Origin of the sequence: Microcoleus sp. CZ3-B2, assembly GCF_036705055.1 — a bacterium.
Taxonomy (GTDB): Bacteria; Cyanobacteriota; Cyanobacteriia; order Cyanobacteriales; family Microcoleaceae; genus Microcoleus.
In genome coordinates this window covers 53,626-63,009 of sequence record NZ_JAUBTN010000036.1, presented here as the reverse complement: position 1 = coordinate 63,009, position 9,384 = coordinate 53,626, and the positions used below count along the sequence as shown (strand labels likewise).

Here is a 9,384-nt window from a genome sequence, read left to right as displayed (position 1 = left end):
GGAAAGAGGAAGAAAGAAGGAGTCAAAAGAAGTGTTTTTACAAATATGAGATGCTCCCAAGGGCGATCGTCTAAAGTGCGGTATAATTAATCGCCGAAAAACGAGACGGAAACCCAAGGCTTGAGACGCGCTTCCGAAGTCGGCAGCGCTTTCAACCGCCTTCAATATTTAGATATAGTCCTGGACGCACGGGCGGTCAAGAACCGAGTTTTTTTACTAAAATCCTGCGTTTTAGCCTACAAATCGGGTAAAAAACCCAGTTTCTTTAGTCTTGTGCGTAACTCCTAACAGAATTAGATGATTAAAGCATTTGAGCTGAAATTAATTGAGATATTTTAGGTAAAATTTATATATTTTAACAATTATTTCTGCTGACAAATTGTAGAATAATCAAAAGGAATAGGTGAGTTTTATGGGGCGTCTTACCGATCGAGCTTTTGACATTTTGCGGGCGGAAGTTGACAAGTGCGCGGCTGGTAATGTGCTAGCGGGTTCAGTGTACCGGGGGATAGTAATCAAGCGGTTGGAAAAATTGCGATCGCAAGAGGGAACTTTCGCATCAAAAGAAGAAATTCGCGATACCTTCAAAGACGAATTTCCCAACTTCAGCGAACAAGCTCTCAAAGCTGCTGTCAAAGCCAACCGCGCGCCCGGATTATTTAATAAAATCATCTTTGCTGGCGGTTTGCTGGGCGCTGGGGCGGGCATAATTTGGCTGATTAATTTGCCTTTTCCAATGATTCGCTGGCCCGTGGCTAAGACAATGCCGATATTGTTGCTGCCGAGTTTTATCAGTATGGATTATAATTACCGAGAGGCGATCGCCCTTGTGGAACAATCCGATCAACTAATTAACAAAGCGACTGCTGCGGCAGATTTTGACTTGGGCGAAACTAAAGCCAAACAAGCTCAAAAACATCTAGACGCTTTACCTGTGTGGTTTCTCGGCTATTATCCAAAGAGGTACTGCTCTTTTTTCCGCTGCACTTGGCGCTTTACATTCGATGAATTTCAAGCAGCCCGTAAAAATATCGGGCGGATGGATGCTCAAATTTTCCAGCAAAAAAATGCTTTTACTGAGTTAAATCGAGCCGAAGAAAGTCTCAACACGGCAAAACAGCAGTACCAGCAAGCAAAAACAGCAGCAGACAGACAAAAAGCTAGCATAAATTGGCAAAGCGCGATCGACCAACTCAATCAAATTCCCGCCGACACCCTCGCCGGAAAAACGGCTAAGCAAAAACTCCAAGCAGCAGAAAGAGACTTTCAAGCAATGGGAGGAATCGCCACCGGTTCCGCGCGCGCCGACAACTTAATCGAAGCAGCCAAAGAATTTGCTCTTTCCGCCGCCGTCGCTTCCCAAAAACCGCCGCATCCAGCCGCCCAGTGGGAACAAATAGCAGGATTGTGGGAAGAAGGAATTAACCGACTAAAAATGGTTCCTGTCGATAATCCGGGCTATCTCGACGCTCAAACCAAACTGGCGGAATATCAGAAGAATTTAGGGATTTCTCAGATTAGATTGCAATCAGAAAAAGAGTCTGCAAAAGCTTTGCAAGAAGCTAAAAGCTTATTTGCCAACTTGCAAAATAATGTGAATTCTCCCAGTCAAAATTCCGGTAACTCTCTGGGCCAGTTGCAACAAATTATCAATCAATTAGAATCTGTCAAACCCGGAACAACTGTTTATCCCGAATCTCAAAAATGGCTGCAATCTGCTCGAAAAAAACAGCAAGAATGGCAAAATAATTAAATGTTGGGAATAAAGTCTGGGAGATTGTTAGCTGCTTTCCTGTCAACTAAGAGGGCCCGCACGCACCATGCACCGCTTCTACTGACTGTTGGCTGCTTGCAGTGGGAATTGGGAATTGGGAATTGGGAATTGGGAATTGGGAATTAGGAATTGGGAATTGGGAATTGGGAATTGCTAGCAAATAACTAATGACTAATGACCAATGACTAATGACTAATGACTACTGCCAACCACCAACTGCCAACCACCAACCACCAACTGCCTAATTACCAAGCAGGGTCAACATACAAATTAATTGTTACTTGCTTTTTCCCGGAAGGGATGCCGGAAATACAAGCACAAATCGTCTCCCCGCCGTCAATTTCTACTTCGCAAGCGTGACAAGAACCCATCAAACAGCCTGTAGGAATGGAAACCCCCGCACGTTTTGCTACATCTAGCAAAAGCTCTCCCGGTTCTGCTTCTACTGTCACATTATCCGGCAAAAAGCAAACTTTTGTCATTAAATTTTAACCTCAACTCTAACAAACAACAGTTAACAGTCAACAGTCAACAGTTAACTAATTAACCTAAAATTTGCTTGATATCTAAATGTTTTTCCACCGTATCAGCTAAAGTCTCTAACAGAGCTTCTCGGTGCTCTCGGTAATTCGGAATACCTGTAGGTAATGCACGGAGTCCCCGCTGCTGGCGCAGGTGATTTAACCAAGCTCGCCGCCAAGCTCCATTATCAAAGATGCCGTGCAGGTATGTGCCCCAAACTGATTGAGCAGTGTTGACAATTCCTAAAGTTGGATCGTCAAATAGCGGTTGAGTCAAATCTGACTGTAGCATTTGCGTTCTTCCTTGGTGAATTTCGTAACCTGAAACTGGTAAACCCGTTTGAGGATAGTTAGATGTTACGACACGCTGGCGGGCAATTTTGTCCGGGGCGATCGCAGTTTTTAACGGCAGCAATCCCAATCCTTCAAATTCTCCCTGTTGTCCCTCCCGCCCTTCTTTATCGCTGATACTTTCTCCCAGCATCTGGAAGCCGCCGCAAACTCCCATGACTGTACCGCCAGCTACTAAGTAATTTTGAATAGCTTTTGCCATACCTGTTTGGCGCAGCACCTGCAAATCGGAAATTGTGGTTTTAGAACCCGGTAAAATCACGGCATCTGGATGGCCTAACTGGTCTTTTGGGCTGACGTATTTGACGGTGACGCTAGTTTCCGACTCCAGCGGGTCGAAGTCGGTAAAATTGGAAATTCGGGGCAAGCGGATGATGGAAATATTTAGGTCGGTTTGAGTGTTGGGAGAACGCCGATCGAGCAAATCGAGAGAATCCTCGGAGGGAAACACTTCGTCTATCCAAGGAATCACCCCAACTACCGGGATTCCCGTTCTTTCTTCCAGCCAAATCAGCCCCGGATCTAAGATTGATTTTTGTCCTCGGAACTTATTAATAATGAATCCTTTAATTAAAGCCCGTTCGTCGGGATCGAGTAATTCCAAAGTACCGATGATGTGAGCGAAAGCGCCGCCGCGATCGATATCAACGACTAGCAAAGTCCGAGCGTTTAAATGTTTCGCCACTCGCATATTTGTTAAATCGCGGTGTTTGAGATTAATCTCAGCAGGGCTGCCGGCTCCTTCACAAACAACCATGTCAAATTCTTGTCTGAGAAATTCTAAGGATTCCCGAATCGCTTGCCACCCTAAATCGAAATATTGTTCGTAATATTGAGATGCTCGCACGTTGGCGATCGCCCGGCCCTTGACAATCAATTGAGAAGTCATGTCTCCTTGCGGCTTGAGTAAAATCGGATTCATTTCTACCCAAGGTGCCACGCCCGCAGCCCAAGCTTGTACTGCTTGAGCGTAGCCAATCTCTCCGCCGCTGGCTGTGACATAGGAATTCAGTGCCATATTCTGACCTTTAAACGGAGTTACCCGCCAGCCCGATCGAGAAAAGATGCGACACAATGCTGAAACGAGTAAAGATTTTCCTGCGTGAGATGTTGTTCCCACGACCATAATTGCTTTCATAATATTCAGGGGAGGAGGAAGAGGTTCGAGGGAAGAGGTTCGAGGGAAGAGGTTCGAGGTTCGAGGGAAGAAGTCATCAATACATCTTTAAAAAAATAGTATCAGTTCGCGATCGCACCCTGACTCCTAGAAATCGGCTTTTTTACTGAAGTTGGGGGTGAGTGCGAGATATTTTCGGGAAAAAACCCGGTTTCTTGCTACCTGCGGGTAATATCAAATCCGGTAGCATCGGAATGATTCAGATATATATTCTCGGACTCTGTGTACTCTGTGTACTAATAAGGTTAAATCACCTGACGATGCCAGCGGAAACGATATAATTTCCTGTCCGAGCGATCGACCGATCTAAAATTTGATATGTGTGGAATGCAAGTCTGCAACCGAGCTAAACCTGCGTTCCCCAAAGTGTTATAGCGGTTCTCAAGCGTGGTGAGGTATGCCCTATTCTGTTTTTGCTATGGTAATTGACCGGACATGATATAAGTCTTAAAAGCAAAAAGTAGAAACCAGAATCAAAAAAATTCTGGTTTCTACCTTTGGCTTTTTGGCTTAAGATGATGGCCGATCTTCGCCGGATATATTGTCAAATTTTGATTCTACGGGCGGTTTAGGAGCTTCGACTGGCTCGGAAGCGGGGGGATTTGGGCGAATCAATTCCGGTGGTTCTTCCTGGGAAGATGGTTTTTCTTCTGTGGATTCGATCGAGATTTTTGATACTGAAATCGTTTCCACTTGCACGCTCAACCCCGGTTCTCCCGGTATTTCTACCTCTACAGGCTCCGCCACTTCCACCACAGTCATTTCTATAGATACAGTAGGGGCTTCTGCTTCCGTTACGCCGGAGGCTGTTTCCGCTTCATCCACTGCTGTCTCCGCTGTTTCTGAAATCAACGGCGCTGTCTGAGTTTCGGGGGAGGCTGTGTCTAAAATTGGAGTTTCCTCTATTTTGGGAGCACTCGCGGCTTCGGCCACCATCAAGTCGGCCATTGCTTCTAAATCGGTGGGAAATGGCACTGCTTGGCTGGTGTCAACGGCTGTGTTGCTAGTTTCGGTCACTTCTTGCGCGACTTCGGCTAATTCAGATTCGAGAACTCGATCGATATCCGGTGTAGGAATTGTTGTTATTTTAGGTTCCGGCGCGATCGGATCGGGAGTTTTTTGCGCTGTTGTCGCCGGAGTATTTTGATCGGACGCGATCGGATCGGGAGTCTTTTTGGCTGTTGTCGCCGGAGTATTTTTATCAGACTTGTTTTTACTCGCACCCCGTCCCAAGATATCGCCGAGACTATTTTTGATATTGCCGAACAGACTTGCGAAACCGCCGGATTTTTTAGCTGTTTTGGCTGGAGTTGGTGTCGCCGTTGGTGTCGCCGTTGGTGTCGCCGTTGGTGTCACCGTTGAGGCTGTCGAACTAACAACAGACTCGGACTCTTTAGCCTTCGCCCTCCAAATCTCCTCAAAATCGTCTGTTTCAGGCTGCAGTTGAGGCTCTGGCTGACGCTCTGCTGGCTCCACAGTTGCTGGGGCGGCAATTTCTGAAAATTCTATAGGTAGAGGTAGAGGAGTGAAGCTGGTGGCTGATTCTGCTGGGTCTGGTGAAGTCTCAACAGCAGGAGTTTCCACGGAAAATACTGGTATTTCTGCAATTGCAGGTGTTTTGTCTTGGGGAATGGTCAAGTCAGGCCCGATCGCGCTTTCGGCAATTTCTTCAGCGATTGAGGGAGTTGCCGGTTGTTCTTTTACCTTTACCTCAGTCGGATTCACAGCGGGTGCTGGAACTACATCAGTTTTCGGTTTGGGCGATCGAACAAACTTAGGTTTTTTCGCTGCGGGCTCTGGTTTTTTACCAAACAAACCCGATAGCGGCCCGCCTATGGCCCCGGCCAAATTCGCCGGCACGGGAATCGGCGTTTGCTGAGCGACGGGTGTCACCAGCCTGCGTAAAGTCAGGGTTTCCCAAGCCAACCAGCCCAACATAGCTACGCCCGCCATTTGACCCAGCAGGAGAGCACCAGTAATTCGCCCCGCACAAGTCCATAAAATTAACGCATAAAAAAGTCCTACCCCGCTCCAGGTAAAATCACTTTTGCGGTGAACTTCTGGAAAAAAGAAGGCCGCCATGTAAATACTGAAGCTGCCTAGACCGACCGCTAACGCCAGAATGTATGCAAGCATCTTGTCGGTACCTCCGCTTTGTCAAATAACTTCTACGCGCTAATTCTACCTTTGTGAGACACTCAACGGCTTCTTTCTCTAGACCAATTATCTATTTGGAAACAAGTTCGGCAGCGGATTAGTGTCCTGGATTGAACGGATTTAAAGGATTTAACGGGTGGATGTTGACCGTAAAGCTCAAGCGTGAAGATTTTCCCTACTTTCCCCATCTCCACCTCTTTACCCTCGGAGCGAAGTCGAAGCGCTTCTCACCCCTTCTTGGTCTCACCCCCTACTCAGTGGTGATACGTGTCACTTAACTGTGCCGGTACGATCGCACTTGCGGTAGAAGATGTTCTGTAGGGTATAGGTGTCCGAGGAATTATGCCTAGGGGCATAGATATTGGAGGTAGTGTCATGTTAGAAAAACTGTTGTTAGCTGCGGCTTTAACCTTATCGCTTCAAATTTTTGCTGGAGTCGGCACTGCCTCCAAGCTACCGAAAAATCTTGTATTGCGATCGAGCGCTCTGCCGACACAAACCATACAACTGCCCCAGGTTGGAGCACCTTTGTCCGCACAGCAGAACGTCGAATCCTAATTCAGAGGCGAAAAATCAGAGGTGCAAGTGCGATCGAACTAAAGGCACAGCCTCTCTCTCATATTTTTTGCAAGCTGTTCTGTTTTGTATTTTAGTCTTGACAATTTAGAGGTTTCATCCTTCAGACTTCAGTCCTGATTATCAATTAATCAGGATTTTCGTTTCCAGCGATCGAACAGTAGGTAAATCAGGAATAGCCGATCGCATCTTAATTCCCACAACCTCAGACAAATCTTACATTAGGTTGCCAGTTATCAACACTCAAGGCTTAAAATGCTTGTGCAAACTTCAGTAAAGGAGCGAAATAGATATATAATTTTCTGAAGGAACTGGAAGCTAATAAACACATTCACTGTTAAATCAAGGAGAGCAAAAATGGCACTTAGCGATATTTTATTGAATGAAAACAACAGAGACAATTTTGTTGATGACTGCGTACAGTTGATAGAAAAACAAGTTGCAGCAGCGCCGGGGTTGGGGGGTTTGGCTCTGAAAGCCGCCTACTCTACTGTCAAAGGGATACGGGCTGACTATTGCGCTCAAGTCGTCGATCAAATTCTGCCAGAAATCTCGATCGCACTCGACCCCATGTGGACTGAAGCTGTAAACAATGGCAACCCTGTCGAATATTTTGCTGAAAGAAAAGCTGAAGTAGCAAACCAATTGCTCCAAATCAGTGATAAAAAAGCCGATAACAGCACAAGAGCAGTGGTTAAAGGTGCCTATGCCAAACTCCGCCCATCAGCTAAAACTTACGTAGAAAATGGCATACCGGATTTAGCCAAAATTATTAATAAACATACTGCGACCTGAATCTTGAATGGGTGGGAAATTCCCACCCATTTCAATGCTGTTCTGGGTGAGGAATCTCTGCCAAATTAGTTCAATCTCGCGACTTTGTAGGGTTGGAACTAATATTAGTTTGTCAAGTCATATCAATTCCGGTTGCACCGGAATAGTAAATTCACTGTTGACTGTTGACTGTTGACTGTTGACTGTTGACTGTTGACTGTTGACTGTTGACTGTTAACATCATTCCGATGCAACCGGAAACGATATGAATCAGCAGAGAGATTTTTGATTATTCATATCGCGTCTGGTAGATTGACAACGATAAAATAGGTTCGTAGTGCGGACTTCAGTCCGCCACCTATTGCGCGATATTGTCCGCACGCGCGCACCTTGTTATGGTAATCGACAGAACATCAGATCGCAACATCATCACAACTGACGCAACCTAGGATCTAAAATTGTATTATCCGCCAGCTACCCATTGATTCGCCGCCCATATTTTCCACATTGCTTGTCCCGAAATTCCCAATCCCAAAAACATTACTAACATCGCGCTCAAAGCCGGCAGAAACTTCACGGCTGTTATCTGTTTTGGTAGCTTATCAAAATTCCGTTTCGCATAAACTAAGATTAATCCGATCGCGCTCAGCACCAAAGCCAATCCCAAACTAAAAGCTACCACTAGCCCCATTCCCAAACCTACATTCCCCAAAGCAGACGCGCTCAACAGCATCACCAAAGCAGAAGGACAAGGCAACAATCCCCCCGAAATTCCCAACAATAATAAGCTTTTCCAAGTAATTGGATCGCCGTCAGCACCGGGGGGCAAATGCGAGTGCAAGCGGCCGTCTCCGTGATGGTGGTAGTGCTGAGATATATCTGGTTTGACTGGCTTAAATTCTCTTTCCCAAGTTCCTCTATTTAGCAGATTTACTGGTTCTTCAAGGTTCGTATTCAGGACGACATTCCTGGTTTTTTTGCGAACTAAACTCCTCACTACGAACCTGATTTTTTCTAGGAAGTTATTTAAGCCGATCGTGGTAAGAATTTGATTTTTTGATTGTTTGCGGACTGTCGTCCTCGTTACTAACCTTGTTTTGATTCTTTCGGAAAGTAACTTAAAGCCGATGACTGCTACTAATAAGCCTGAGATTAAACTCAGCCAAGGATCGAGTTTTTCTGGTTCGATTAAGTTGGAAGCGAAAAGAGTAATTCCGCCGACTGCAAACACCCCCGCAGTGTGAGTTATTGTGGTTGTTGCTGCTAAAAATAAGGCGTGCATCGGAGTGGCCCGCGAACCTACCAAATAAGCGCCGACTATGGTTTTTCCATGTCCGGGCGACATGGCGTGCACGCATCCCCAGACAAATGCTCCGGCTACGGCTAGCAGCAAACTCCAACCTGTATCCCAGATAGATTCATTTCCTGTTAACAAAAACTCCCGGTTTTGGGCTGTAAATACAAAGCTTTTGACAGCACCGGCTTCCACGATGGTAGCTTGACAGCTAGCTGTAGCCACTCCGGGTAAAAATAGATTGTAGTTAATCCGCAATTTTTCGTGTTTGGAAATTCCACTAGAAGCGGGCCAAGTGTAGTTTAAGATTAAGGTGCTGTGGGTATTGATTTGCTGGATTAAATGGGCGGTTTTACTGGCTAATTCTAGCGGATTTACTGTTAATAAACCTTGAAGTTTGCTGCTGTTGGTGATGCGAATTTGTTGGCTTAAAAACTTTTCTAGCTCTTTTTTGTGGCTGCGAACTTCGGCTGCTTGTAGCTGGCCGTCTCGATTGTCGTCGGCGAATTTTGTTAAGCCGGTTGGAAAGGTTAATGTTACTTCGGTTTGGAAATCGTTGACGATTATTTCTGCGACGGATAAGTCTGACCAGTGCGAGTAAACTGGTTTGGTTGAGGTTGTGAGAAATAGTAATAGGGTGAGGGATAAAAGAATGAGGTATTTGTAGGATTTACGTAACTTTTTGGGCATATTTTTAAATTTTAAAACAAGTTGATTTTGTGAAATATTGTGGTTTTTTTAGGAGGCGATCGGGGGATTT

At 45.6% G+C, this 9,384-nt stretch carries 8 protein-coding genes; 4 read left to right on the top strand and 4 right to left on the bottom strand.

Annotation, left to right across the window (positions count from 1 at the left end):
• Positions 1–412 precede the first annotated feature (412 nt).
• Together QUA97_RS17190 and QUA97_RS17185 are read left to right on the top strand one after the other, a co-directional pair.
• Entirely contained in the window at positions 413–1,753 is a 1,341-nt protein-coding gene (locus tag QUA97_RS17190) for a hypothetical protein (RefSeq protein ID WP_333195290.1), read from the top strand.
• Entirely contained in the window at positions 1,754–1,900 is a 147-nt protein-coding gene (locus QUA97_RS17185) for a hypothetical protein (protein WP_194068359.1), read from the top strand.
• Between the two features lie 119 nt (positions 1,901–2,019).
• On the opposite strand, the gene QUA97_RS17180 is transcribed toward QUA97_RS17185, so the two are convergent.
• The 3 genes from QUA97_RS17180 to QUA97_RS17170 all read right to left on the bottom strand — a co-directional run bounded on the left by QUA97_RS17180 (position 2,020) and on the right by QUA97_RS17170 (position 5,959).
• Positions 2,020–2,256 (bottom strand): 2Fe-2S iron-sulfur cluster-binding protein, encoded by a 237-nt coding sequence (locus tag QUA97_RS17180; RefSeq protein ID WP_194068361.1) that lies wholly within the window; start codon positions 2,254–2,256, stop codon positions 2,020–2,022.
• Positions 2,257–2,317: 61 nt separating this feature from the next.
• The gene (gene cobQ, locus QUA97_RS17175; protein WP_194068363.1) at positions 2,318–3,784 is read right to left on the bottom strand and encodes a cobyric acid synthase CobQ; all 1,467 of its coding nucleotides are present in this window, start codon (positions 3,782–3,784) and stop codon (positions 2,318–2,320) included.
• A gap of 549 nt (positions 3,785–4,333) precedes the next feature.
• Positions 4,334–5,959 carry a Ycf66 family protein gene (locus QUA97_RS17170; protein ID WP_194068365.1) on the bottom strand — a complete coding sequence of 542 codons (1,626 nt, stop codon included), beginning with the start codon at positions 5,957–5,959 and terminating at the stop codon, positions 4,334–4,336.
• A 396-nt stretch (positions 5,960–6,355) separates the two neighbouring features.
• Between QUA97_RS17170 and QUA97_RS17165 the strand changes: the two genes are divergently transcribed.
• Together QUA97_RS17165 and QUA97_RS17160 are read left to right on the top strand one after the other, a co-directional pair.
• Positions 6,356–6,538, top strand: coding sequence for a hypothetical protein (locus QUA97_RS17165; protein WP_194068367.1), 183 nt, complete (start codon positions 6,356–6,358; stop codon positions 6,536–6,538).
• A 375-nt stretch (positions 6,539–6,913) separates the two neighbouring features.
• Positions 6,914–7,351 carry a DUF6918 family protein gene (locus QUA97_RS17160; RefSeq protein ID WP_194011455.1) on the top strand — a complete coding sequence of 146 codons (438 nt, stop codon included), beginning with the start codon at positions 6,914–6,916 and terminating at the stop codon, positions 7,349–7,351.
• 442 nt (positions 7,352–7,793) lie between these two features.
• Here QUA97_RS17160 and QUA97_RS17155 read toward each other — a convergent pair whose 3' ends face one another.
• Positions 7,794–9,314: a nickel/cobalt transporter gene (locus QUA97_RS17155; RefSeq protein WP_333195289.1), complete on the bottom strand. Its 1,521-nt coding sequence runs from the start codon at positions 9,312–9,314 to the stop codon at positions 7,794–7,796.
• Positions 9,315–9,384 lie beyond the last annotated feature (70 nt).

What these genes read in the sequence shown, in the direction of transcription:
- QUA97_RS17190 (WP_333195290.1), top strand. Translation starts at nt 413, where the DNA reads ATGGGGCGTCTTACCGATCGAGCTTTTGACATTTTGCGGGCGGAAGTT.
- QUA97_RS17185 (WP_194068359.1), top strand. Translation starts at nt 1,754, where the DNA reads ATGTTGGGAATAAAGTCTGGGAGATTGTTAGCTGCTTTCCTGTCAACT.
- QUA97_RS17180 (WP_194068361.1), bottom strand. Translation starts at nt 2,256, where the DNA reads ATGACAAAAGTTTGCTTTTTGCCGGATAATGTGACAGTAGAAGCAGAA.
- cobQ (WP_194068363.1), bottom strand. Translation starts at nt 3,784, where the DNA reads ATGAAAGCAATTATGGTCGTGGGAACAACATCTCACGCAGGAAAATCT.
- QUA97_RS17170 (WP_194068365.1), bottom strand. Translation starts at nt 5,959, where the DNA reads ATGCTTGCATACATTCTGGCGTTAGCGGTCGGTCTAGGCAGCTTCAGT.
- QUA97_RS17165 (WP_194068367.1), top strand. Translation starts at nt 6,356, where the DNA reads ATGTTAGAAAAACTGTTGTTAGCTGCGGCTTTAACCTTATCGCTTCAA.
- QUA97_RS17160 (WP_194011455.1), top strand. Translation starts at nt 6,914, where the DNA reads ATGGCACTTAGCGATATTTTATTGAATGAAAACAACAGAGACAATTTT.
- QUA97_RS17155 (WP_333195289.1), bottom strand. Translation starts at nt 9,314, where the DNA reads ATGCCCAAAAAGTTACGTAAATCCTACAAATACCTCATTCTTTTATCC.